The 25422-nt window shown below is 59.3% G+C and carries 26 protein-coding genes; 21 read left to right on the forward strand and 5 right to left on the reverse strand.

Going from position 1 to position 25422, the window contains the following annotated elements; genetic code table 11:
- Positions 1-52 precede the first annotated feature (52 nt).
- A complete protein-coding gene (locus tag LBR61_05305; GenBank protein MDR1731492.1) occupies positions 53-2122 on the reverse strand; it encodes a DUF255 domain-containing protein in 2070 nt (689 codons plus the stop codon).
- A 441-nt stretch (positions 2123-2563) separates the two neighbouring features.
- Here LBR61_05305 and LBR61_05310 point away from each other — a divergent pair, with 441 nt between their 5' ends.
- Both LBR61_05310 and LBR61_05315 read left to right on the forward strand, forming a co-directional pair.
- Positions 2564-3697 (forward strand): hypothetical protein, encoded by a 1134-nt coding sequence (locus LBR61_05310; protein MDR1731493.1) that lies wholly within the window; start codon positions 2564-2566, stop codon positions 3695-3697.
- Positions 3698-3727: 30 nt separating this feature from the next.
- Entirely contained in the window at positions 3728-4906 is a 1179-nt protein-coding gene (locus LBR61_05315; GenBank protein ID MDR1731494.1) for a metallophosphoesterase, read from the forward strand.
- A gap of 27 nt (positions 4907-4933) precedes the next feature.
- On the opposite strand, the gene LBR61_05320 is transcribed toward LBR61_05315, so the two are convergent.
- Genes LBR61_05320 through LBR61_05335 form a run of 4 tightly spaced genes read right to left on the reverse strand, consistent with a single transcriptional unit; the run spans position 4934 to position 8404 of the window.
- Positions 4934-6154 carry an ABC transporter permease gene (locus tag LBR61_05320; protein ID MDR1731495.1) on the reverse strand — a complete coding sequence of 407 codons (1221 nt, stop codon included), beginning with the start codon at positions 6152-6154 and terminating at the stop codon, positions 4934-4936.
- On the reverse strand, positions 6154-6930 hold the full coding sequence (locus tag LBR61_05325) for an ABC transporter ATP-binding protein (GenBank protein ID MDR1731496.1): 777 nt from the start codon (positions 6928-6930) through the stop codon (positions 6154-6156). The genes LBR61_05320 and LBR61_05325 overlap by 1 nt, the downstream gene beginning before the upstream one ends.
- Positions 6927-8186, reverse strand: coding sequence for an efflux RND transporter periplasmic adaptor subunit (locus LBR61_05330; GenBank protein MDR1731497.1), 1260 nt, complete (start codon positions 8184-8186; stop codon positions 6927-6929). Before LBR61_05330 ends, LBR61_05325 begins: the two co-directional genes overlap by 4 nt.
- A 50-nt stretch (positions 8187-8236) precedes the next feature.
- Complete coding sequence (locus tag LBR61_05335) at positions 8237-8404, reverse strand: hypothetical protein (protein ID MDR1731498.1); 168 nt, start codon at positions 8402-8404, stop codon at positions 8237-8239.
- A 200-nt stretch (positions 8405-8604) separates the two neighbouring features.
- Here LBR61_05335 and LBR61_05340 point away from each other — a divergent pair, with 200 nt between their 5' ends.
- The 19 genes from LBR61_05340 (at position 8605) to dinB (ending at position 25290) form a co-directional block, all read left to right on the forward strand.
- Positions 8605-8898, forward strand: coding sequence for a YciI family protein (locus LBR61_05340; GenBank protein ID MDR1731499.1), 294 nt, complete (start codon positions 8605-8607; stop codon positions 8896-8898).
- A gap of 33 nt (positions 8899-8931) precedes the next feature.
- Positions 8932-9654 (forward strand): MBL fold metallo-hydrolase, encoded by a 723-nt coding sequence (locus LBR61_05345; GenBank protein MDR1731500.1) that lies wholly within the window; start codon positions 8932-8934, stop codon positions 9652-9654.
- 218 nt (positions 9655-9872) lie between these two features.
- A complete protein-coding gene (locus LBR61_05350; protein ID MDR1731501.1) occupies positions 9873-11312 on the forward strand; it encodes a sodium/proline symporter in 1440 nt (479 codons plus the stop codon).
- Entirely contained in the window at positions 11309-12226 is a 918-nt protein-coding gene (locus LBR61_05355) for a metallophosphoesterase (GenBank protein MDR1731502.1), read from the forward strand. Before LBR61_05350 ends, LBR61_05355 begins: the two co-directional genes overlap by 4 nt.
- 93 nt (positions 12227-12319) lie before the next feature.
- Positions 12320-12772: a very short patch repair endonuclease gene (locus LBR61_05360; GenBank protein ID MDR1731503.1), complete on the forward strand. Its 453-nt coding sequence runs from the start codon at positions 12320-12322 to the stop codon at positions 12770-12772.
- Positions 12773-12807: 35 nt separating this feature from the next.
- A complete protein-coding gene (locus LBR61_05365) occupies positions 12808-14199 on the forward strand; it encodes a mannose-1-phosphate guanylyltransferase/mannose-6-phosphate isomerase (GenBank protein ID MDR1731504.1) in 1392 nt (463 codons plus the stop codon).
- Positions 14200-14324: 125 nt separating this feature from the next.
- A complete protein-coding gene (locus tag LBR61_05370; GenBank protein ID MDR1731505.1) occupies positions 14325-14810 on the forward strand; it encodes an OmpH family outer membrane protein in 486 nt (161 codons plus the stop codon).
- Between the two features lie 87 nt (positions 14811-14897).
- Positions 14898-15710 (forward strand): Cof-type HAD-IIB family hydrolase, encoded by an 813-nt coding sequence (locus LBR61_05375; protein ID MDR1731506.1) that lies wholly within the window; start codon positions 14898-14900, stop codon positions 15708-15710.
- Between the two features lie 16 nt (positions 15711-15726).
- On the forward strand, positions 15727-16227 hold the full coding sequence (locus LBR61_05380) for an OmpH family outer membrane protein (protein MDR1731507.1): 501 nt from the start codon (positions 15727-15729) through the stop codon (positions 16225-16227).
- A 169-nt stretch (positions 16228-16396) separates the two neighbouring features.
- On the forward strand, positions 16397-17614 hold the full coding sequence (locus LBR61_05385; protein ID MDR1731508.1) for a hypothetical protein: 1218 nt from the start codon (positions 16397-16399) through the stop codon (positions 17612-17614).
- 30 nt (positions 17615-17644) lie between these two features.
- Positions 17645-18004, forward strand: a complete 360-nt coding sequence (locus tag LBR61_05390) for a transcriptional regulator (GenBank protein MDR1731509.1) — start codon at positions 17645-17647, stop codon at positions 18002-18004.
- Between the two features lie 11 nt (positions 18005-18015).
- Positions 18016-18447, forward strand: a complete 432-nt coding sequence (locus LBR61_05395) for an anti-sigma regulatory factor (protein MDR1731510.1) — start codon at positions 18016-18018, stop codon at positions 18445-18447.
- Between the two features lie 57 nt (positions 18448-18504).
- Complete coding sequence (locus LBR61_05400; GenBank protein ID MDR1731511.1) at positions 18505-19848, forward strand: 4Fe-4S dicluster domain-containing protein; 1344 nt, start codon at positions 18505-18507, stop codon at positions 19846-19848.
- Entirely contained in the window at positions 19845-20195 is a 351-nt protein-coding gene (locus tag LBR61_05405) for a serine kinase (protein ID MDR1731512.1), read from the forward strand. Before LBR61_05400 ends, LBR61_05405 begins: the two co-directional genes overlap by 4 nt.
- Entirely contained in the window at positions 20179-20946 is a 768-nt protein-coding gene (locus tag LBR61_05410) for a histidinol-phosphatase (GenBank protein ID MDR1731513.1), read from the forward strand. The genes LBR61_05405 and LBR61_05410 overlap by 17 nt, the downstream gene beginning before the upstream one ends.
- A gap of 159 nt (positions 20947-21105) precedes the next feature.
- Positions 21106-22647 carry an S-layer homology domain-containing protein gene (locus LBR61_05415; GenBank protein ID MDR1731514.1) on the forward strand — a complete coding sequence of 514 codons (1542 nt, stop codon included), beginning with the start codon at positions 21106-21108 and terminating at the stop codon, positions 22645-22647.
- Between the two features lie 181 nt (positions 22648-22828).
- On the forward strand, positions 22829-23536 hold the full coding sequence (locus LBR61_05420) for a CoA transferase subunit A (GenBank protein ID MDR1731515.1): 708 nt from the start codon (positions 22829-22831) through the stop codon (positions 23534-23536).
- Positions 23520-24188: a 3-oxoacid CoA-transferase subunit B gene (locus LBR61_05425; GenBank protein ID MDR1731516.1), complete on the forward strand. Its 669-nt coding sequence runs from the start codon at positions 23520-23522 to the stop codon at positions 24186-24188. Before LBR61_05420 ends, LBR61_05425 begins: the two co-directional genes overlap by 17 nt.
- A 10-nt stretch (positions 24189-24198) precedes the next feature.
- On the forward strand, positions 24199-25290 hold the full coding sequence (gene dinB / locus LBR61_05430; GenBank protein MDR1731517.1) for a DNA polymerase IV: 1092 nt from the start codon (positions 24199-24201) through the stop codon (positions 25288-25290).
- The last annotated feature ends 132 nt before the right edge of the window (positions 25291-25422 follow it).

Raw genomic sequence — 25422 nt, forward strand, 5'->3', positions numbered from 1 at the left:
ACTTTTCGGCTGTCGCGTCGTTTTATTTTACGCGCTCACGCCGTCCTGCGTTTCACTGCTCCCGGTGTATGACCCGGCGGGAGCCTCCCGCTCCGTCTCTGGGGCTTCTGCGTTCCCGGCGATAGCGGGATTCTCTGAGGTTTGCCGGCTCTTCTCGATCTTTGGGGTTCTTCGGTTCCAACCCGTCGAGTTCGTGTTTGTCCTGAGTTTTTTCCTGATCCGGATCCTCATGAGCGGCATCTTTGGGAGCTTTTACGTATTTCAGATCCCGCAGCAGCATCGAGGCCGTGACGACGGAAACGTGTTCGATGGGCTGAAGAACCGCCATGCGAGCGAAGCAGGACTCGATTTCACCTGCCGCATGGGCGTATTTTTTGTCGTCGAAAACCCGGGCCATGGCCACGTACGCCATCATGGCCATGCCGTTGGCCGAGGGAAAACTGTCGTCCACGGCGGTTTTTCGCCTGAAAAAAATGCAGGATTCGTCCTCTCCGGAGAGGAAAAATCCGCCCTTTTCCCCGTCCCGGTAATGGATCTCCAGCCCCGTGGCAAGGTCAAGGACGTATTTCGTCCAGTCTTTTTTCTGCCGATCCGTTTCCGCGGCCTCGCAGAGCTCCATGACGCCCCACATCAGCGCGGCGTAGTCGCCGGGAAGAGCGGGAACGGCGGCCTCCTTGCGGCGGTAACGACGACGCCACTGGCCCTTGGGGTCCACGAGAACCTTCTGCAGGAAAAGCGCCGCCCGTTCCGCGGCAAGGATCCATTCCTTCCTCTCGAACACCCGTCCGGCCCGGGCGAGAGCTCCGATCATGAGCCCATTGTCCTCCATCAGAACCCGGGAGTCCACCTCGGGAGCGGGTCGGCGGCTTCGAACTTCGAGAAGCGCCCGTCGATCGTTTTCCAGACGTTTGGCCACTTCGGGGGCGCGAATGCCATAACGCCGCGCCAGATCGCTGACGGAGAGGGCCTCGTAAATCACGTTGCGCCCCATCTGAACGCCGGAAACCTCGTTGCAGAAATTTCCTCCGGGCAGGATGCCGCCGGCCGCACAGAACAGACCTGCGTCTCCCGAAGGCAGCGCGGAGCGGATTTCCTCGTCCGTCCAGAGATAGAAGCGCCCTTCCTCCCCCTCGCTGTCGGCGGCGATGGAGGTCAGGAAACAGGACTCCGGAGAGGTGAAATCCCGGGTGACGCAGGTGACGATATCCTCGGCAAAACTTCGGTAGAACTCGTCAGGATGAACCTCCTGAGCGACAGCCGCCACTCGCAGCAGCATGGCCTGGTCCCGAAGCAGTTTTTCGAAATGGGGGGCCATCCACCGCTCGTCGGCGGCGCTGTGGGCAAACCCTCCGCCCAGGTGATCGTGAATGCCGCCCTTCCACATTTTGCGCAGCGTGGTGTCCACCATGGCTAAAGCCTCGTCCCGGTCGAGGTTCGACTCTTTTCTGGCGTACTCCAGAAGAAAGAGCAGGGCGGGAGCGCAATGCCGTTTCGGAGGCGGTCCAAACCCCCCCCAAATCGCGTCGCTGGTTCGTTTAAGCTCCTTCATGACGTTGCGAACGTGAACCGTCCCGATACGCCCTCCCGAAGCAAAGGTGAACTTCGCCGAAATCGTATCCACAAGGCTCTTCGCGCCGCGAACGACGTCTTCCCGCTGCATCAGCCAGAGCCATTTCACCCGGGGGACGATGTCCGCCAGCCCCGGAACCTGTCCTGTGGTCCGCTTGGGCAGAAAGGTGGCGGCAAAAAAAGGCTCCCCCTTCGAGGTCAGGAAGAGGCTGAGGGGCCATCCCGCGCTGCCGTTCTGAATGCGGCAGATCTCCGTGAACAGGTCGGCGAGATCGGGGCGCTCCTCACGATCCACTCGAACCGAAACGCAGGTGTCGTTCAAAAGATCGGCCACCTCCGGGTCGTTGAAACAGTCCCGTTCCATGACTCTGCCCCAGTGATCGGACGGAGAGCCGATCGAGAGAAAAACGGGCCGATCCTCCTCCGCCGCGGCATCGAAGGCTTCTTTTCCCCAGGGATGCCACTTCACGGAACGACGTGAACGTTCCTCCCGAACGTCGGACCCCAGCCCGACCTTACGGGTTCCGTCCCCTTCGTCTTCCGTCATTTTCATTTCCATTTTTCCTCCTCCACCCCGCCGTCCGCACTCGTAAAGGACGCGTCGGAACCTGCTGCGACCAGAATTCATGAGCTCCGTCAAACGCCCCTCAGGATGTCCCGAAAACGTCACCCTTACCCTTCAGTTTCGGCTTCGCAGGGGATTTTTACAACACCGGGACAACCTTTTCTTCCTGTTCACAATTATTCGGATACAGATGTTACCTCATGCCAGGGCTAAAAGCAAAAGCGGCTCTTTCCGTAATTGCTGAAGCAAAATATGGGGGCTTCGTGCCGGATGTCGTTTTTCTATTGCAGGCTTTTGTTGTATGATAGAAACGTTTTCCACCGAAGTGACAGGAGGTCGTTTTTATGCGTCCATATATTATGCGTCAAATTTATCGCCGTAACAAAAGAGGACTCAGCGATCTGCCGGACGATATCGGAGTGTGTGACAATGAGTAAAGTCAGTATTAGCGAACACAACATATCCATCCAGTGGGTTTTTCTGCCTCCGTTTGTGGCGGTGTTCACATTTATTATCGCGAGATGGACGCAGGGCAACGAGCCGATGGAGGTGAATCCCTCTCTCTGGGGACTCACTCTGCTTCTATTTGTCGTTTTTTCCATTCTTTACGGCATTTTCATCCACACGGAATTTTACAGAGGGCTGCTGCCCGTGCAGGTCTGCTCTCAGGGTCTTCTTCTGGTTCCCCTGTCTCTGGTTCTGGGTTCGCGGCTGGAGTGGCTGGGAGTGACCATGACCATCTGCGGGGTGGTCTCCCTGCTGGTGGTCTACCATCGTCATATTCGCTCCATGCTCTACGAGGTGACCCCGGAACTGGCGGCGCTGCCCTTCGCCTTCGCCATAACGGACGACACGGGGACCATGCTTTTTGTCAGCGAGGCTCTGCTGCAGCTGGAAGGGCGAATCCGGGAACAGGCGGAAGGAAAAAAGATTTCATACCTGCTGCCCCAGGATCAGAAAAATATTGAACTCCAGGGGAAAAACTGGGAAATTTTATACTCTCCCATGGAGGAGAGCCGGCGCTGTTATCTGCTGGTGGAGCAGAGAGAAGCGCCCGCCGCCAGCGTCACCGTCTCCACGGGAGGAGAGGACCCCGCCGCCTTCATCGACCCGGACACCTCGCTGTACACCCGGCCCTACGCCGTCAAAAACGTGGGCGGCGATCTGTATCGGGCCCGGCGTTACCAGCGTCCTCTGTCGGCCACGCTGATGCGCATGACCTTCAGCTATCCCGAAGGCGTGAAAGAAGAACCCGATAAAGAAGATGCCATCTTTAACGCCTGGTGCCATTTCATCCGCGCCAACATTCGGGAATCGGACACCCCCTGTCTCGTGGGACCCAGGGACGTTCTCGTTTCCATGCCCGAAACTCCGCTGGACATGGGGCGGGAAGTGGCGGGCAAGCTGGCCTCCTTCGAGACTCATGTTCAGGAGCAGATCCAGGGCTTTTCCGGCAGCGTCTCGGTACGGGACGGCACCGTGGCCTTCGACCCCGCCGAGGGCAGCGTCGACTTCGACGAGTTCATGGACCGTCTGGACGAAGCTCTGAGCTTTCCCCGGTAGGTTTCGAAACTTTTCAGGGCGGAAATCCCTTTGATTCGGGGCGTCATCATTTTCATCGTTCTCACCAATCTCTATCTGTACCTGAAGCTGCGTTCGGGGTTCGGAGGAGGACGGTGGAATCTTTTTTACCTCCTGTGGGCTGTCGCCTGGGGAGTTCTTCCTTTCATCACCCGATCGGGAAGAGTGACCAGCGGTCGATGGGGAGAGGTTCTTTTCTCCCTGGGTTTCACCTGGGTCGCCATTGTCGGCATGGCCTGCATGATTTTTCTTTTTACGGATTTGCTCTCCCTGCTCTCGCGCCTGGTCGACGCTCTGGCCGGCACGACCTTCACAGCCCGATTTTTCATCCCCGCCCGACGCGTTCCCGGAACGCTGATTCTCGTCATTCTTGTCGTGGGGTACAGTTTCTTCGAAGCCTGGAACGTCCGCCCCGTGTACGTGACCCTGACCACGTCGAAACCCCTTCCTTCAAAACCCGCTCCTTCCGGCGAGAAAAAAAGCCTGCGGCTGGTTCACCTCACGGATATTCATCTGGGGGGACTTCACGGATCGGGACGGCTGAAGCGCCTGATGGAAATCGTCCGGGCCGCCCAACCCGACCTGCTGGTGATAACGGGAGATTTGGTGGACGGCGACATGGCCGGACGGGACGCGGACGCGGCGGAGCTGGCCTCCAACGGAGCCCGATACGGGGCCTTCATCGTGCCCGGCAATCACGATTACTACTCGGGGATTGACCGCGCGCTGGCCTTCATGAAAAAAGCGAAGCTGACCGTTCTTCGCGGGCAATCCGTCATGGCGGGGGACATCACCCTGATGGGGCTGGACGATCCGGCGCGATCCGGCATCGGCATAACCCAGGGGGAACGCCTGCCGGAGGGGCTTGTTTTTCCGAAAGGGCCCTTTGTGCTTCTCCTGAAACATCGGCCTCAGGTTCTGCCGGAGACCATCGGTCTGTTCGACCTGCAGCTTTCGGGACATACCCACGGCGGTCAAATCTGGCCCTTCGGTTATCTCGCCGCGCGGCTCAACAAAAGCGTTCAGCATCTTTCGTTCCATTCAGCCCCGCCTGACGCGGAAGGCCGGTCCGAACGGAAAAGCGCCGTCTACGTCAGCAACGGAGTCGGGTTCTGGGGACCCCCTCTCCGGTTTCTCACCCCTCCGGAGGTAACGATCATCGACCTGGTCAGCGAGCCCGAGGGAAACTGAGCCTCAGGGCATCAACCCAAATTGGCGTCACTCGGCCCGCAGGGCGTCGATGGGTCGCAGCAGAGAGGCCTTCCAGGCGGGATAGAAGCCGAAGAAGACCCCGACGCAGGCGGAAAACCCCGCGGCCAGGGCGACGGCCCCCGTTGAAACGGACGTGGGCCACTGAAGAAAAGCCGTAATGCCCTTCGACGCGCCAAAGCCGAGGAGGATGCCCAGAAAACCCCCCGCCAGAGAGAGCAGAAGGGCCTCCAGCAAAAACTGCATCCGGATATCCCAGGCCCGGGCTCCGATGGCCATGCGGATGCCGATCTCCCGGGTCCGCTCCGTCACGGAGACCAGCATGATGTTCATGATGCCGATTCCTCCCACCAGAAGGGAAATCGAGGCCACCGCCCCCAGCAGAAGCGACATCACCTGAGTGGACTGCGCCAGGGACTCCAGCATCTGGGTCATATTCCTCAGCTCGAAGTCGTCCTCCCGGCCGTTCTCGATGCGGTGACGCTGACGCAGCAGAGCGGAGACCTCCGAGATCACGCTGTCCATCATGCTGGCGTCCCTGGCCTGAATGAAGGCCATGCTCACGGAGCCCGCCAGAGCGCTTCTCACCAGCCGGCGCTGGGCCGTGGTGACGGGCACCACGACGGTGTCGTCCTGATCCTGCCCCATGGAGGACTGCCCCTTCGCGGTCAGAACCCCCACTATCTCGAAGGGAATCCGGTTGATCCGCATGACCTCCCCCACGGGATCGGCCGTTCCAAAAAGATTTTCCGCCACCGTCTGTCCAATGACGCAGACCTTGGCGGCGCTTCGTTCGTCCTCTTCATCCAGAAGACGCCCGAGCCGCACGGAAAGCCCCCGGATGGCAAAAAAACCCGGAGTCGTCCCCGTCACCTGCGAGGGCCAGTTCTGATTTTCATAGATGAGCTGAGTCCCCACGCTTACCTGAGGGGCTATTTCCTGCACGGACCAGCATTCGTCCCGAATCGCGTCGATGTCCGCCAGAGTCAGAGCGGCTCCGCTGCCCGCGCTCTGCCTTACGCCCCCCGTGCGGGGAGCCCCGGAGCGCAGGATGATCATGTTGCTTCCCATGCCGGAGATGACCCCTTCCATCTGGATGCTGGCGCCTCGACCGATGGCGATCATTGCGATGACGGCGCTGACCCCGATGATGACCCCCAGCATCGTCAGAAGGGAACGGGTCTTGTTCGCCAGAAGGGAGGAAACGGCGGTACGCAGAATCTCAAACATCACACGACCTCCTTCGCCCCCGCCGGCATCGTCCGACCCCGCCGCGCTTCCGACCGCCGCTCGTCCGAGACCAGCTTTCCGTCTCTGAAGTGAAGCACCCTTCGGGCGTACTCCGCAATATCCGGCTCGTGAGTGACCAGGACCACCGTCTTGCCCTCGTCGTTGACCTCGACCAGCAGGTTCATGATCTCCTCGCTCATTTTCGTGTCCAGATTGCCCGTGGGCTCGTCGGCCAGAATCAGAGGAGCCCGTCCCACCAGCGCCCGGGCGATGGCCACCCGTTGCTGCTGTCCGCCGCTCATCTGGCTGGGGCGATGATGGGCGCGATCCCCCAGCCCCACCCGTTCGAGGGCATCTCTGGCCCGATTCCGGCGCTCCGCGGCGGAGACCCCCGAGTAGACCAGGGGAAGCGCCACGTTGTTCAGGGCGTCGAGACGGGGCAGAAGGTTGAACCCCTGAAAAACAAACCCCAGCTTGCGGTTGCGGATCTCCGCCAGGGCATCGCCGGACAGCTTCGCCACATCCTGCCCGTCCAGCCAGTATTCGCCCCTCGATGGAGAATCCAGACAGCCCAGCATGTTCATCGTCGTGGACTTGCCGGAGCCGGAGGGTCCCATCACCGCCACGAACTCCCCCGAATCGATGGAAAAGGAAACTCCGTCCAGCGCGTGAAGCTCCACATCCCCTGTGCGATAGATTTTCACCAGGTCCCGCACCTCGATCAGAGGGGGCTGAGTCCGATTTTGCGTCTGAGTATGGGTCATTTCATCCGTCATTTTGTTCCCGCCAGGGCCGTTCCGGAAGCGCCTTCCTCTTTGCTGAAGGCCACCGCCAGCTCCTGCCCTTCCCTTAAATTTGTATCCACCAGCTCCACCCAGGTGCGGTCGCTGATTCCCTGAGTCCCCACCGGCAGGCTGCCCACGAGACGCCCGTTTTCCACGACCCAGACCATCACCTCATCGTTTTTGCTCTGTCCCCGGCCTCCCCGGGGAGGCATACGCGGCATACCCAGAGGCGAAGCCACTCCCCCGGCGTCCTTTTCCTGTTTCTGATCTCCGGCGGCTACGGCGTCGGAGGGCGGGGTAAAGCGGAGGGCGGCGGCGGGCACCTTCAAAACGTCGTCGCGCTGTTCCGTGACGACAGTGACGTTGGCGGTCATGCCGGGTTTCAGTTTCATCTCCTCGTTGCTGACCTTCAGAACGACCACGTAGGTCACCACGTTCGAGACGATTTCGGGGTTCAGGCGCACCTGCGTCACCGTCCCCTCGAAAGTCTGCTTCGGCCAGGCGTCGAACCGGCACTCGGCTTTCTGCCCCTCCGCAATGCGTCCAATGTCCGCTTCGTCGATGCTGGCCTCGATCTGCATCTGGGTCAAATCCCGGGCGATGGAAAAAAGCGTCGGCGTCTGGAGGCTGGCCGCCACCGTCTGTCCCACGTCCACCTGACGGGAGATGACGACTCCGTCCACCGGCGAGACGATTTTCGTGTAACCGAGGTTTGTTTCCGCCTGACGAAGCTGGGCTTTGGCCTGAACCACCCGCGCCGAACTCTCCGCCAGGTTCGCCTTCGCCAGGGTCAGCGCCGTCTCCGACGCGTCCAGCTCGCTCTTCGCGATGAGGTTACGGCCCCAGAGCTCTTTATTGCGCGTCCAGGAGCGGGTGGCATCCGTGACGGAGGCCCGGGAGCTCGTCACCCCCGCCTCGGCCAGGGTCAGGCTGGCCTTCGCCTGTTCGACCTGCGACATCAGGACGTCGGGATCCAGCAGCGCGATCACCTGGCCTTTTTTGACGGAGCTGTTGTAGTCCACGTAAATTTCCCGGATCGTCCCCGACACCTGCGTCCCCACCTCCACCATCTCCACGGCGTTGAGACGCCCTGTGGCGCTTACCGTGGCCGAGATGCTCCCCCGGGTCACGGGCTGCGTTATCCAGACGTAACGGGAGGGCTGAGTTCTCAAAAAACGATACCAGACCCCGCCTCCCACAATCCCCGCTATGATAAGCAAAACGAAAAGCCTTTTTATGGTTTTCACGAGACACTTCCTCCTCCTGATTTCAGCCCCTGATTTTCAGCTTCCGTAAATCACAGAACGTCCCACATCGGTTCCAGCAGGCAGAATATCACGGCGACGCAAAAAATAATCGCCAGCAACAGCCTTTCCCAATCTATATTATTCATCTTTTTCCAAAACATTTTCACGACGGACACTCCTCCCGTTTCCTTTTTCATCATCGTCAGCATCGTCGCCATTCATCGGCAGCGCCATCATCCATCGCGAAAAGTGTACGTTTTCCCCGCGAAAAGCACATTGTATTTTTGTGCGAACGCCGGATTGTATAAATGTCCAGGACAATCACAGGCCAATTAACGCCGTCTGTATTATAATAACCTCTACAGTTCATTATTCTTATATCGTATCATTATTATTTAATTCAAAGGAGGAAATGTCCATGATTCTTGTCGTTGTGTCCTACGTAAAACCCATCGGAGAAGTGGAACGTTTCGTGACGGAGCATCGGGCGTATCTGACAAAATATATGGAATCCCGTCAGATCGTGCTCTTCGGCAGACGCACGCCTCCCATCGGCGGCGTCATCCTCTTCAACGTCAACAGTGCCGAAGAAGTGGACGCCATCATGAAGAAAGATCCGTTTTACCTGAACGGCATTTCAAAGTACGAGCTGATCGACTTCACTCCCTCCAAAATCGACGAAAGAATTGCGGGCATTCTGAACAAAACATAACTTTAAAATGGAACAGGGGGCTTGATGGTTTTGGTGGAAATTGACGTTTTGTACTACGGTTTTCCGGGGAAAGCCAGCAACACTTTTCTGGGGTGGAGCACAATCGCCCTTCTGAAGGGAAAGGATCGCCTGTGCCTTGTGGACACGGGGGGACACGGCGCCCGGCTGTGGCTTCTGGAGGCGCTGAAAGAACGGCATCTCTCCTGCGACGACATCGACTCCGTGTTCCTGACCCATCTGCATTTCGACCACATCGCCAGCGTCGGACTGTTTCCTCACGCCACGTTCTACACCGGAAAAGTGGAGTGGGACTACGCCAACACCACGCAGGATCCCGTGGTGCAGGAGGGTGTCCTGCCCCTGCTGCGGGTATTCCGGAAGGTCCTTCTGGAAAAGGACGGGGAGGAGATTCTGCCGGGAGTTACGTTCTGTCACACGCCGGGACACACTCCGGGCTGCGGCTCGCTGGTGGTGGACAACCCCGAGGGGCGGACGGTCATATCGGGGGACGCCGTCAAAAACCGCGCGGAGCTCAGGACGGGAAGCGTGGGCATGACCCAGGCCGCGGAGGTGAGCCGGAAGAGCATCGAAAAGGTCCGAAGCATCGCCCGGTACGTGCTGCCGGGACACGACTGCCGCCTGCGCATCGAGGGCAGCGAGGTCATTCCCGAGGGGAACAACGACATCACCATCACGTTTCCGGAGGGGATCAGCATCGGAGGCAAAAGCGTCATCCAGCTTCACCTGGACGACTGACGGAAATTCCAGAAGAGCGGGGCGCATCCCCTTCGCTCTTCCGGTGAATAATCGTGATCATAATTAAAATTAAGGAAAATTAAGATAAGAAAGGAGAAGTGACGGGTTATGGAGCTTTTGGGTTTCGGCGAGTATTTTGTGGTGTTCATCGGTCCGCTGATTCCACCGCTGCTGGTGATTTACTGGTTCCTCACCAGCAAAAAAGGAGGGACCGATAAATGAGCGGCGTCGTCGTTGGACTCATTCTGTATTTCGCGATCACCATCGGCATCAGCTACCTTTCCAACCGTATGCGTCCCATCGACAGCCAGGGCGACTACATCGTGGGGAAGGGCTTCGGGAGCATCGTCAGCGGCTTCGCCACGGCCTCCACTCTGGCCAGCGGCTACGCCTTCATCGGACTGGTGGGGCTGGGCTACCACATGGGCTTCCTGTCCCTTTACCAGGCCATTCTGGCGCCTTTCTGCGACTTCCTCTGCTGGCGCTTCATCGCCCCCAGGGTCAAGAGGCTGTCCACGAAGCACAAGTCCATGACCACGGTGGACCTTCTGGCCTCTCTTCGGGGAGATCCCACGGGGCTCATCCGCATCCTCAGCGGACTCATCGTCTCCGTGTTCATGTTCGCCTACCTGGGCTCCAACATCATCGCGGCGGGCAAGGCGGCCATCGCCCTCCGGATCGACTACATGACGGCGATCATCGGCTCCTCGCTTCTCGTGATGCTCTACGTGGTTTATGGAGGCGTGACGGCGGCCTACTGGGCCGAAGCGTTCCAGGGCGTGCTCATGGTGGGCATGTGCCTCCTGATGCCCATAGCCGCCGTCACCCATCTGGGCGGGGTCAGCGAGTTCATCCGCAAGCTGCATTCCATTGATCCCCTGCTGGTCTCCTGGTCCGGAGGGAAAATGGGGTGGCCGCTCTTCGCGGCGCTATGGCTCTGGGGCGGAGTGGCCATCGGCTTTTTGGGACAGCCTCAGGGTCTGCAAAAGTTCATCGCCATCGAGTCCGAAGAAAAAATACCCGGAGCGGCGCTGATCGCCATCCTTTTCAACACCATCCGGCAGTATTTCCCGCTGATTCTCGGCCTTTGCTGCCGCATCCTCTTCCCCGCCATGCCGGACGCCGAGCTGGCCACGCCCACGTTCATCTACGAGTTTTTCCCCAACTTCATGGGGGGGCTGATGCTGGCCGCGGTTTTCGCCGCCATCATGTCGACGAACTCCTCCCTGCTCCTTCAGGGCACGGCTGAGATTTCCGTCAACGTGCTGCGGAAGGGCTTCTTCAAAAACGTGGTGAAGAGCGAGGCCTTTTATAAAAACTTCAGCCGGCTCTGCACGGGGATATTCGGCGTCGTGGCGTTCATTCTGGCCTTCATGGAGGTGGACTCCGTGTTCAGCCTGAACCAGCTGGCCTGGGCCGGGCTCGCGGCCTCCTTCGGGCCGGCGCTGATCCTGGCCATCTACTGGAAAAAGACCACGCATCAGGGAATCCTGATAGGAATCCTGGGCGGCTCCATCATCACTTTCCTCTGGTATAACGGAGGCAAGCCCTTCTTCGGCCTGCACCAGGGACCGCCCTCGTTCGTGATCACAGGCGTCCTTATCGTTCTGGTGAGCCTCCTGACTTACAGAGAAACTCCGGCGGCGGCCGAAAAGTGAACCTTCGACGCCCGGGCAGAAGTAAAATCCGCGCCGCGAAATTTTTTCCCTTCGCGGCGCTTCCTGTTGTTTTTTTCCTTTTTGTCCTTCTCTTCGCCGGCCTCACGCTCTTTTCCGCCCCCGGCGAGGCGGCGTGGAACGAGGAAAATCTGGAGCGGATTCCCAGGGATCGGGAGGCCTTTTCGTTTGTCGTCCTGGGGGACACCCAGGGGCCGAACTCGAAGTTTCCCAGAGTGCTTCCCGCAATTCTGAAAGAAAAGGACCTGCTTTTCGCCTTCGACCTGGGAGATCTGGTGGACTACGCCACGGAAGCGGAGTACGAGGACACCTTTTTCCGCCACGTCCGGGGACTTTCTCTGCCTTTCCTCACCTGCGCCAGCAATCACGATCACTTCAAATCCAAAAACGCGGCGCTCTACTCCCGGCTTTTCGGCTCCCCCCACTATTACGCCTTTCAGGTGGGGAGCACCTCTTTCATCGTGCTGGATAACGGCCAGGACTGGTCCCTCACGGAAGAGCAGTTCCTCTGGCTGGAGGGCGAGCTGGAAAAATCCCGCGCCTCCGCCCGCCGTTTCCTGATGATGCATCGCCCCCTGGCCGATCCCAGGCCCAACAGAAAAAACCTTCACGACATGAGCGGCAAACCGGAGAACGTCCGCCGCCTGAACGCGCTTGCGGACAAATACGGCGTCACAATGATTTTCACCGGGCACATCCACTCGTTTTACACCGGCAGATGGGGACAAACGCCCTTTATCATCACGGGAGGAGGGGGCGGCGGCCTTTACGACCGAGGCACTCCCGCCTCGTTCCACCATTACATGCGGGTGGACGTCCTCCCCGACGGACGGGTCAAATACAGCGCCGTAAAAGTCGACGTCAACGTCAAAGTCAATGTGAAAAATCAAAAATAACGGGGAAATTCCCCCGGTGAAAAACCCTGCCGCAAACCATGCCGCGGCAAACAATGCTATGATTGAGTACAGCTGTGAAAAAGGATGGCCGAAATGGATATAAAATCTGTGGAAGCTCGAAGCCGCAACATGGCGAGGATCAAAAGCGAACGGACAGCGCCCGAGATGTTCATTCGCTCCCATTTTCACAGGCGGGGTCTGCGTTACCGGGCGAACTTCAAAGAAACGCCGGGAAAGCCCGACCTGTATTTCCCCGGCCGCCGGGTGGCGGTGTTCGTCCACGGATGTTACTGGCACCGGCATCCGGGCTGCAGATACGCGTACACTCCCTCTTCCCGTCCGGAGTTCTGGCTGCCCAAACTGGAGGGGAACCGCCGGCGGGATCTGGAGGTGCTGCAAGAGCTGAAGACGCGGGGAATCCGGGTCCTTATCGTCTGGGAGTGCACCGTCCGCCGCATGATGAAAGATCAGGCGTTTTGCAGCGCCGCGCTGGAACGGGGGATCCGCTTCGTGCGGGACGGAACGGAGGACCTCCTGGAGCTGTAAAGCGGCGCCGATTCGCTATCGTAAAGGAGAAGGAAATGTCCAATATTTACGGGCTCATTCTGGCGGGAGGCAGCGGCGTTCGGCTGTGGCCCCGCTCCCGGGAGGAACTGCCCAAGCAGTTTCTGTCCCTGCGAAACAACGACACCCTGCTGCAGTCAACGGTGACGCGCATGCTGCGAGCCGTGCCGCTCCCGTCCCTTTACGCGGTGGCGGGAAGCCGGTGGAGCGCCCTGGTGGCCCATCAGGCCAGGGAGGTGGCCCGCGTCCGGGAGGATTTCGTCATCGAAGAACCCTCCGGGCGCAACACGGCCCCGGCCATTCTGCTGGGCTGCGGAATCCTGCGGGAGCGGGGTCTCATGGAGGACGACGTCGTCGTGGTCACCCCCAGCGACCACATCGTGGAGAACGTCGCCGCCTTCGACGCGGCCATGGACAGGGCGGTGGAAACCGCGTCCGCCGGGTACGTCGTAACCCTTGGAATCGTCCCCACCCGACCGGAAACGGGCTTCGGCTACATCAAACGGGGAGCGTCCCTCGACGGGGGGTTCGAGGTGGAGCGTTTCGTGGAGAAACCCGACGCCAAACAGGCGGAAGAGTACCTGAAAAGCGGACAGTACCTCTGGAACGGCGGGATTTTCGTTTTCACCCTCAAGACCCTCGAAAGAGAGCTGGCCCAGGCGTCTCCCGAACTTTTCGCGGAGTTTCAGAAAGGCGGAAAGTCGCTCCGGGAAAATTTCGACGCTCTGCCCTCCATTTCCTTCGACCGCGCCGTCATGGAAAAGGCCCGGCGTGTGGCCGCGGTGGAGCTGGACGCGGGGTGGTCGGACGTAGGCTCCTGGGACGCCCTGTACGACCTGCTGGAAAAGGACGACTCCCGAAACGCCGCCGTCGGAGACGTCATCCTGAAGGACAGCGCGGATTGTCTCGTGGACTCCCGCAACCGCCTGACCGCCCTCATCGACGTGAAGGATCTGATCGTGGTGGACTCGCCCGACGCCCTTCTCGTCGCACGGCGGGGCTCGTCTCAGAAGGTGCGCTCTCTCGTGGAGGGGCTGAAGACGGAGGGACGGAGAGAGGCCGTCCAGGCCCCGGAAAGCGCGCGCCCCTGGGGACTCTACAAAATCCTCTGCGAAGAGGAGCGCTTCAAGATCAAACGCATCGTCATCACGCCGGGCAAACGCCTGAGCCTCCAGTACCACCACCACCGCAGCGAACACTGGGTCGTGGTGCGGGGAACGGCCAGGGTCACCCTCGACGACGAGGTGCGGTTCATCCACGAGGGCGAAAGCGTATTCATCCCCAAAAACGTCCTCCATCGTCTGGAAAACCCTGGAAAAATCGAGCTTGAAATCGTGGAAATTCAGGGAGGCGAATACCTGGGAGAGGACGACATCGTCCGGGTGGAGGACGATTACCGGCGAGTCTGAAACAATCTGAAAAAACGGGCATGGCAATCGGGTGTATGATACAATTCGTCCGGTAAAAGAAAAGGCCTCAGGGTGAGAGGAACGATAATTTGCCGTACAGTTTTCAGAGGAGGTTATTTTTTGTAATGAAGAAACTCATAGTGGGTAAAGTTTTTGGTAACATGGCGAACCGGATGGAGAAGCGGAGCGGGCTTTGGACGAGAGTCTCCCTTATGACGGCGGCGGCGCTTCTGATTCTCCTGACGGGAAGCGCGGCGCAGGCGGCGGACACGATCGGCGTCATCAATTCCCAGGAAATCGTCAGAAGCCACCCCAAGTTCGAGGAAGTGACAAAGCAGCTTCAGCAAATCGGCCGGCAGAAGGAAAGCGAAGCCAGGGAAGCGGCGGAGAAGGAGACGGATCCCTCCAAAAAGGCTCAGGTCGTCCAGGCCAAGCGGGTGGAGCTCTCCAAAGAAGAAGAACGCCTGATGACGCCGATCTTCAAGGACTGCGAAGCGGCGGTGCGCGTTGTGGCCAAGAACAAAAAGGTGACCATCGTGCTGGAAAAGGCCTCGGTTTATTTTGGCGGACTGGACATCACTCTGGACGTTGTTCAGCAGATAAAGAGATAACAGGATAACCGTTTCGGCATAGAAATCGAAGGCTGCGCCTGTCTGCGCAGCTTTATTTTTTCATGTTTCGAGCGGAGGGAGTTTTTTATGAAGTTGTTTGTCACCGATATTGACGATACCCTTACCGTGGGAGAGACGGTTTCCGGCGAGGTTTGCCGCGCCTGCGCCCGCCTTCGGGAAGCGGGCTGGGATATCATGATCGCTACGGGCCGGACCTTCGGAATGTCGAAAAACCACATGAGGGCCATCGGCGTTACTCAGCCGGCCCTTCTTTACGACGGAGGCCGGACCATGACCCCCGCCGGACGGGAAATCCGCTCCACCCTCATGGACCCGGCTCTGACGGCGGCGCTTCTCCGCAGCCTTTGGAACGAACCCTTCGAGGTCCAGGTCGCCGGAGACGAGGTCATTTACTGCCGCGAAAGGGACGTGGAAACGATTTCGTTTTATCGTCAGGGAGGAGTGCCCGTCCGCTGCATCGAGGAGCCATTTGCCCCGGACCCCGTTTACCGGCTCGCCCTGTGGCTCCCGGCCAGTGACAGGGTCGCCGTGGAAACGCGGTTGCTCCGCTCTTTCAGCGAAGTGGAAGTTCTCTCCGGGGGAGACCGTTTTCTGGACATTCTCCCGAAAGGCGTCTCAAAGGGAGCCGCTCTGGAGCGTTTTATCGAGGATCTGCCGGAAAGGCCGGAAGTTATCGTGGCGGCCGGCGACCACAAAAACGATTTCACGATGCTAAACTGCGCGGACATCGCGGCGGTCCCCCAAAACGCGGACGCCGAAGTGCTCGCTCTGGCCGACGTCGTTTTTCCCGCGGCAGCGGAAAACGGTATCGCCGCCCTGATGGAGCGGCTTCTTTCCGGGGGAATTTTACCCTCCGGCCGCGTCGCATCCCATAACTGAGGAGGTTTTTCTTTTGATGTCAACTCTGAAATCGAGCCTGAATCTGAATACACATCTGAAAAGCGATTTAAAACTAAAACGAAACTGGACAAAAAAACTGTTCCTGGCGGTTTTCCTTTGCGCGATGCCGGCGTTTTTCCCGGCGAAAATCGCGGCCGCCGCGGACACGGTAGGAGTGATTGAGTCCCAGAAGATCCTGTACCAGCACCCGAACTTCGAACGGGTCGCCCATGAAGTGGGGAACGAAGCCCGAACCCGTGAGGCCGAGCTTCGGGCGTCCCTGGAAAAAATCACGGATCCCGAGGAAAGGCGGCGCATTCTGGAAGAGGGCGCTCTGAGCATGAAAGCGGAGGAGGCCCGGCTGATGGCCCCCATCAACAAAGAGTGTCTGGAGGCGGTCACCGCCGTGGCGAAAAAGAGAAAAATCACGGTGGTTCTGGAAAAGGACGCCGCCTACTACGGGGGGACGGACATCACCGAAGAGGTGATCGCGCAGTTAAAGGCCGCGGTCAAATAAAACGGCCCGCCCCAAACCGGCAGTGACGCCGTAACACCGGGCGACGGTTCCGGCTTCGGGACTTCGCCAATTACGCGTTTTCTTTTTGCGTTTTTTCCGGTTCCGGAGAAAAACCCCTTTTATTATTGTATTATAAGCAGGTATGAGCTTTATCAGGGAGGGGTCCGGAATGAGGAGTTCCCAGCGAAAATCGTTTCTGAAAACGTTTCTAAAAACGATGGCAGGAAGGGCTTTCTTTGTCTGTTTTTTTATTCTGGCGGCAGGGAAGGCCCTGGCGGCTGACCCGGCATCCTGGACCTGGGACGTTCTGGTCGTTCCTCCGGAGGAGGGATGGGAGAAGGAGCCGGGAATTTCCATCCGAAAAACCCTCCTCTGGCATCAGAACAGGATCTCAGAGGAGGGAGACGGCATTCTCGGGCACGATCTGCAGTTCATCTTCCTTCCGCCCGTTGACGAAGCCACCATCGACACGGGAATTTTTTCCCCGCCCCTGACCCAGGGGACGGTGGGGATATTCAGCTTCGCCCCCTCCGCCGCGGACGAACTGCTGACGGCCCAGATGCGGACCAGGGACATCCCCCTGCTGCTGGCCGGAGGAGAGGAGGCTTTCCTTTGGGAAGGGAAGCAGCTCTTTCCCAGTGTTTTTGCGCTGGACCTGTTTCGGGATTACCGTTGCAGGGCCTTTGTGGACTACGCCGCGCAAACCCAGCCTCCCTCCGCCCGCATCGGCGTAATGGGAGCCCGCTTCACTCTGAACGAGGCCCGGGAGGCTCAGATCACGCTGGACCTCCTGAGAGCGGCGAACTTCCAGCCCCTGCCCTTCTGGACCGATCCCTCCGTTTCGGATACCTTCGACATGCTGTCCCAGGAAATCCAGAACAGCAGCAACGGAATCATCATCAGCTGCGCAGGGAGAATGGCCAGCGCGGAAATCTGGCGCGGCCTGACTTTTACCCTGTCTCCCTACCGGCTCTGGTACGACGGACCGCCGGACAAATCCTTTCTTTCCTACAAAGGCATGATTTTCGCCGACCAGAACATATACCTCGACGCCCGGGGCGGTTTCGAGCAGGTCAAGCGGGACCTCTGGAGCTCCAGCGCCGTGGCGGTCGCGGACACTGTGGCGGCGGGACGGGCCAACGCTCTCGTGCTCTGGCTGACCGGAGCCCTGTCAGGTCTGAACGAGGGAAGCCCGCTGGACCTGAAAGCCCTTCTCCGCAACCTTTCCAGGGCGCGAAGCATTCCTTTCGGCAATCAGACGCTGGACATCGACCCGACGACTCATCGGCCTCTGCGGCGTCGAGTCAGCATTCTGGAAATTCGTGATCGCTCCTTTTTCGTTTTGGACAGCATTGACGTTACAGGACTGGGATACTACGAGTACTGAATAATTTGGGGGAGGAAGCCGCGTATGAAGCTGAAGCTCAGTGCAATCAGAGACCTTTTGGAAGCAGAAGTCATTAACGGGCAGGAACGTCTGGACGCGATAGAAATCGAGAAAGGATACGCGTCGGATCTTATGAGCGACGTGCTGGCCTTTGCATCGCCCGGCGTGCTGCTTCTGACCGGTCTGACCAACGTACAGATTTTCAGGACCGCTCAGATGCTGGATATTCCGTCCATCGTGTTTGTCCGGGGGAAAATGCCCTGCGACGAACTGCTGCACCTGGCTCAGGAGGCGGAGATGCCCATTCTCGTAACCTGCATGAGCATGTTCGAGTCGGCCGGACGGCTTTATAACACCGGACTCGCTCCCTGCAGCATCCCAAAACGATAGAGGCGTTTCCCGTGTCCTCCGCATATGTGGAAAGCTACGTCGTGGACGGGAACGAACTCGTCGCCATCGGTGAAGCCTCTACAAAAATCAAGGCTGTTCTCAAAATGCTGGGGATCTCCTCCGACCTCATCCGGAGGGCCGCCATCGTCGCCTACGAAGCCGAAATGAACCTGGTCATCCACGGCGGAGGCGGGAGCATGTCCCTGGAGGTGGGGCCCGGAAGCATCAAAATACTGGCGGTGGATACCGGACCGGGGATACCGGACATCAACAAGGCAATGACAGAGGGATTTTCCACCGCCTCCGACAAAATAAGGGAAATGGGCTTCGGCGCGGGCATGGGACTCCCCAACATAAAACGCAATTCCGATAACTTTGAACTCACCTCCGAGGTGGGAAAGGGAACAACCCTGAAATCCGAGATTCTGCTGCAAAAAACCTGAAAATAAAATCTGAAGAAAAACAGGCCTGTTTTCGAACAGGAGAAGGAGGGTTGAACCTTGTCCCTGGGCATAGCGGTACGACACAGCGCCTGCAGGCGCTGCACGAAATGCATCAGAAGCTGCCCCACCCGGGCAATGAGAATTTTTCAGGGTATGGTTCGCGTCGACGACGAGCTCTGCATGGGCTGCGGAGAGTGCATCCGGGTCTGTCCCTGGAAGGCCATTGAGGTCCGGCAGGACAGTTGGGATACCATTCGAAAAAACCAGAATCTCCTGCTGACGGCTGACCCTTCCTTTTACGTACAAACGGGTTCCAGCGGCAGGACAGGGGCTCTGCAGGATTCCCTCACGCGTCTGGGGTTCGAGGATATTTCCGACTACATTTCCACCGCCTACGACCTAGCCGCTCTGGCAATCGGGCGTCAGATCAACGAACGCAAACCAGAGGAGCTTCCTCTCATATCCACCTACTGCCCCGCCGTCCTGCGCCTGATTCAGCTCAACCATCCGGAGCTGATCCGCCACCTCGTCGGGGTGGAGTCCCCGCTGGAGATCGGCATCGACTACTGGCGGAACACCACGGGCCGCGGGGAAAGCGTCGCCCTCATCGCGCCCTGCCCCGCCATGTCCCAGCTCCAGAGTCTCCCCGCGGGACGGGTAAAAAGCAACTTCGACCACGTGGTCATCATACGCCAGGTGATACGAACCCTGATCAGCGAGGGCATGGCGGGCAATGAGCTGCCCCGGTCCTTCGAACGCCACGGACGCTGGCTGATGTGGGCCCTGCACGGCGGAGAGACCCGACACATCGCCGCCACGATGGGACGCCCTCTGACCTCCATCGTCGCCACGGGAATCCGCAACGTGCAGGACCTGCTGAACGAACTGGAGCTGGGACGGCTGGGCTGCGTGGAATACCTGGAATGCCGCATGTGCGACCAGGGGTGCCTGGGCGGCGTGGCTACCTCCGAATCCCGGTTTATGTCCCTGGTGCGCCTGCAGAACCTGAACATCAACTGGACCCTGAACAAAGAAGAGCGGGAACGGCTTCTGGAGCTCTACGCCACCGACCTGTGGCGTTTCAGCGCCCCCATACAGGCGCTGGAACAGAAATCTCTGTCCGGAGACATCCAGGAGGCCATGACGCGCCTCAGGAAAATGAACGAAATTTACACGACCCTGCCGGGAATCGACTGCGGGTCCTGCGGACATCCTTCCTGCCGGGCCATGGCCGAGGATTTGGCCCGGGGCGAGGGCGAAATCACAAACTGCATTTTCAAGCTCAAGGAACGCATCACCGACCTGAGCACGCAAATTTTCGAACTCTGCGGCAAAAATCCGGAGACTCCCACGTCTCTCAGAGAGCATGAAATCGACGGCAGAGAGGGGGTACAGGAATGAAAACCACAGGAGAACTCTGCAGCGCCCTCGCGCTGAACGTGATTTGTCCGGGGGACCCCGCGCGCCCCATTGAGAACGTGATCGTGGGCGACCTCCTCAGCCACATTCTGGGGGAGGCCAGAGAGAACTGGGCCTGGGTGACGATTCAGGTCCACCTGAACGTCGCCGCCGTGGCCGTGCTGAAGGAGCTGCCGCTGGTGATCCTGGCCTCGAACCGCGCCCCTCAGGAGGACCTGACTGCCAAATGCGCCGAGGAAAACATCGCTCTCGCCACCACCCCTCTCGGCGCTTACGAGCTATGCTGCCGGCTGGGGGCACTGGGCGTAGGCAATGCCGGAAACTCCTGAACTTTCCCGCTTCCTGGTCGATCTCCACCTGCATACCGTCCTGTCCCCCTGCGCCGATTTGGGCATGGGCGCCCCTGAAATCATCGCCCGCTGCCGCGAGGAGGACATCAGCCTCATCGCGGTGACGGACCACAACCACACGGGAAACTTCGCCGCCCTGCGAGACGCGGCCCTTGAGGGCGGCCGAGGCCCTGTGGTGCTCCCCGGCATGGAGATTCAGAGCATGGAGGACATCCACATCGTCACCCTCTTCAGAAGCGAAGAAGAAGCAAAGACCTTCAAGGACTGGCTGTGGCTGCGTATGCCGCCCATACCCAACCAGGAGGAGATTTTCGGCTGGCAGCTCGTCATCGACGCTCGAAACGACGTTCTGGAACAGGAACCGATTCTGCTGATTCAGGGGGCGCAGTACACGATCGATGAGATTGCCGCCCGAGCCCTTGCCGCCGGCGCCATTGTCATCCCCGCCCACCTCGACCGCCCCTCCTTCTCCTACGAGGCCGTCCTGGGGCAGCTCCCCGAAACCTTCCCCTGCTCCGCCGTCGAGCTTTCCCCTCACGTCTCCCACGCCGCCCTGGAGGGCTGGAAGAAACGCTGCGCCGGACGCACCCTCGTGCGGTCGTCCGACGCCCATCGAATCGAAGAAATCTCCCGCAGCCGCTGCACCCCCATGCTTCTCGCCGAGCCCTCCTTCAATGAGCTGAAACTCGCCCTTGCGGGTGAACAGGGGCGCAAAGTGCTGTTTCCCTGAAGTTCCGGGACGTTTGCTCCCTCGGCCGCTTCCTCGCTCAGGGGTTATTTTTTTCTCTGCTTTATGTTTGACAAACCATACTTTATACAGTACCATATGCCCTGATTCAAACGTGGTAATCCATAAGAATAATCTGTATAAAAAGATGGAGGGACCGATGTGAAAAAATTTTGGATTTCAGTTTTGTGCGTGTTGTGCATTTTGAGTTTGTTCCCTCAAAAATCTCCCGCGGCGACGAACCCCTTCATTGACGTTCCGTCGGGACACTGGGCCTATGACGCCATCGGGACTCTGGCGGCCCGAGGGATCCTGTCCGGCTACCCGGACGGCACGTACAGGGGGAAGCAGCCGACGACCCGCTACGAGATGGCCTCCGCGATTGCCCGCGCGCTGGCTGTCGTGGACATGACGAAGGCCTCCCGGCAGGACGCGGAGACGCTCAAAAAACTCGTGGTGGAGTTTAAGGACGAGCTGGACGCCCTGGGGGTGAAGGTGGATACCTTCGACGGACGTCTGAAGAAAATCGAAGACCGGCTGGGCGGATGGAAAATCAGCGGAGAACTGCGCCTGGACATCGAGGACTGGGACAGTGAAGAGGGCGACGGCAACTCGTTCCTCAGCCTCTCCCGACTGGAGCTGCATCGATGGTTCGGCGAGGACGAGGGCCTTTACTTCTACGCCCGGCTGGAGGACGGCGGGGACGGGAAGGACAAGACGATCACCTTCGACAAGCTCTACGTCGAAACCCCCTTCGTCTGGGACTCCACTCTGACCGTGGGGCGCTTCGACCGCGACTTCGAAGGCGACTATCGCTTCCAGACCGGCGGGATGACCGACATCGCCAACGAGGCCTGGCTGACCGACCGCACGGTGGACGGGATCGGCTTCGACAAATCCTTCGCTCTGGGGTCCGTGGGCTTTTACGTGGCGCGGCCCGACGACATTCCGGCCTGGACCGCGGACGACGCCTTCAACGTCTGGGAGGTGATCGCCCTGGGGCAGTTCCAGTTTACGGAGCAGATCGGCTTCGACGTCGGCGCTCAGGCCTTCTTCGGCGACGATTCGTCTGTCGTCCCCTTCGAAAGTCACGAGCGCAAAGTTGACAACCTCTGGACCCTTTTCGCCGGCCTGCGCTATAATTTCAGGCCCGAAATCGCGCTTCGCGGCATCTACTACCACCAGGACAGCAGCTTCGAGGAAAATTCCTCCGGCGCGTGGAAAGACGTGAATACGGACAGCGCCGGAGCCTGGAAGGCCATCGTCAGCGTCGGGCAGGAAGCCCTCAAATTTACGAGCCTCTGGCTGGAGTACGGAAAGCTGGAAGAAGGCTTCTATCTGCCCTACGGCAACATCGCCCTGACCCTGGTGGACGACGACCGCTGGAACACCCGGGACGGCGGAGCGGGGTTCGTCGGCAATGACACGACGATCTGGCGCGTGGGAGCGATTCAGCAGTGGAACGATCAATGGCGCACCTGGCTCTACGCGGCGGGGCACACCCTGGACAGCGGCGGGGAAAGCGCCTCCGGCCGCTCCGCGGACGCCAAACTGCTCCAGTGGGGAGTGGGCTTTGAGTATCAATACAATCCCGCGGTCGCCTTCGGCCTCGGTTATATCAACGCCGACTGGAACGACGACGCGGAACGCTCCGGCTACACGGACGACCATCGCATTCAGTTCAGAACCTCCGTCGTTTTTTAGCGGGACACGAACCCGCCCCACCCAAAAGGCTTCCCGACTCTTCCGGGAGGCCTTTTTTATTTCCGACCCTTTACCGCGTCTGAGACTGCACGCTCCGGACTGTACAACTGGTCCGCAATATTGTATCCTCAACGGGATTTCAGAGTTTCGTATATACATTTTATGAGGACGAGTGTTCGAGATGGCTAAAAAACGGATCAAACCTGTTCTGTCGCCGGAGGAGGCGGTGAAGGCGGTCACGCCGGGCTGTTCTCTGATGGTTGGTGGATTCAACTACGGCGGCGTCCCCTATACCCTCATGGACGCGCTGGCGGAGGCGGGAACGAAAGACCTGTATCTGATCTGCGACGACACCTGCTACGTCAACGACGAGCACCCCAAAGGCATCGGGCAGGGGCGGCTCATCGTGAACAGACAGGTTCGCAGGCTCACCACCTCCCACATCGGATTGAATCGGGAAACTCAGCGACTTTTCAACGAAAATCTGCTGGAGCTGGAGCTGGTCCCTCAGGGAACGCTCATCGAGCGCATCCGCTGCGGCGGCTACGGAATCGCCGGCTTTCTGTCCCCCGTGGGAGTGGGGACGGTGTACGAAGAAAAGAAGCGGACCCTGGAGCTGGACGGGAAAAAATACATTCTGGAGACGCCCCTGAAAGCCGACGTGGCGTTCATCCGCGCCTTTCGCGCCGACAGTGTCGGAAATCTGACTTATTTCGGAACCAACCGCAATTTTTCTCCCGTCATGGCGACCGCCGCGAAATACGTGGCCGCCGAGGTGGACGAGATCGTTCCCGTGGGCGCCATCGACCCCAACGACGTGGTGACCCCGGGAATTTTCATCGACGCTCTGGTCCTGAAAGGAGAGGGCCTCTATGCTTCCCGAACTTGACGAAAACACCGCCCGTTACCGCATCGCCCGACGTATCGCCCTGGACCTGGAGGACGGCAGCTTCGTCAACCTGGGCATCGGAATCCCCTCGCTGGTTTCCGACTTTCTGCCCGAAGGAGTGAGCCTGCTGGTCCACACGGAAAACGGGGTGATCGGCGCGGGCCCCAAACCGGAGGAGCCCGACCTGCGCTGCATCGGCGCGGGGGGGCACTGCATCACCCTCCTGCCGGGAGGCTGTTACATCTCCAGCGACATGAGCTTCGGCATCATTCGGGGCGGGCACCTTGACGCGACGGTGCTGGGGGCACTGGAGGCGGACGGAGAGGGCAATCTGGCGAACTGGTGGATCCCCGGCAAGCGAACCCCCGGCATGGGCGGCGCCATGGATCTCGTCTACGGCGCGAAAAAAGTCTACGTGGCCATGACCCACCTGGACAAAAACGGCAGCCCCAAACTGGTGGAGCGATGCTCTCTGCCCCTGACGGCCATCGGCGTGGTGGACGTCATCGTGACGGAATACGCCGTCGTGCGCAGAATCGAGGGAGAAATGCAGCTCTGCGAGGTGGCTCCCGACGTGACGGTGGAACAGGTTCTGGAGCACACCGGAATGAAACTGAAACTCGCCGACCCCGTCCTTCCCATGCCCGGCTGAGGCCACGGCCTTGCGAAAAATCATCCACGTGGACATGGACGCTTTTTACGCCTCCATCGAGCAGCGGGACCACCCGGAATATCGGGGCAAACCCCTCGCTGTGGGATACGGCGCCGAGCGCGGGGTCGTGGCGGCGGCCAGCTACGAGGCGCGAAAATGGGGCATTCACTCGGCCATGCCCTCCCTGACGGCCATTGCCCGATGTCCTCAGCTCATCTTCGTCCCCGCCCGCTTCGAGGTTTACCGCGAAATCTCCCATCAAATAAGGGAAATTTTTTTCGAGTACACGGATCTGGTGGAACCCCTCTCTCTGGACGAGGCCTATCTGGACGTGACCCGTAACAAAAAAGGCGAGTCCTCCGCACTGCGCATCGCCCGGGAGCTTCGGCAGCGCATTCGGGAAACCACCGGCCTCACCGCCTCGGCGGGAATCTCCATCAACAAATTCCTCGCCAAAATCGCCTCCGATTACAAAAAACCGGACGGGCTTTTCGTGGTCCTGCCGGAGGAGGCGGAAAAATTTGTGGAGACCCTGAAAATAGAACAATTTTGGGGCGTCGGCAGAGTCACGGCGGAAAAAATGCACCGGCTGGGAATCCACACGGGCAACGACCTGAAACAGTACGACGAAGCCACGCTGACCCGCCTTTTCGGAAAAATCGGGCATATCTATTACCTGAACGCCAGAGGGGTGGACGACAGAGAGGTGGAGGCCAGCCGCGTTCGCAAGTCCCTTGGAGCTGAACATACCTTCATGACGGACCTGAGCGACGAAACGACGCTGAGAGAAAAACTGCGGGCCATCGCCAGGGAGCTGTGGGAAAGACTTTCCCGCCACACCTTCACGGGGCGCACGGTGACGCTGAAGGTCAAATACGCCGATTTCCGCGAGACATCGAAGCGCAAAACCCTTTCAAAGAGCATAAAAAAGTTCGACGCCTTCTGGAGCGTCAGCCAGGAGCTTCTGAGCGCCGTGGATTTCGGCGAAACCCGAAGGATACGGCTGATGGGGCTGACCGTGAGCAACGCGGAAGAACTGGACGGCGCCGAATACAGACAGCTGAAACTCAATTTTGGAGACGACGCGCCGGCCGACGGCTGACGAAAACGTTCGCGCGCGCAATAATTCGCGTCGCGTGATATAATTTGTTAAATTCTCAGAATTTATCAGCAACAAAGGGGGTTATGTTATGCCATTTCTGCTCTTGACATCCAACGGAGAGGCCGGTTACAC

Source organism: Synergistaceae bacterium (assembly GCA_031272035.1).
GTDB lineage: Bacteria > Synergistota > Synergistia > Synergistales > Aminobacteriaceae > JAISSA01.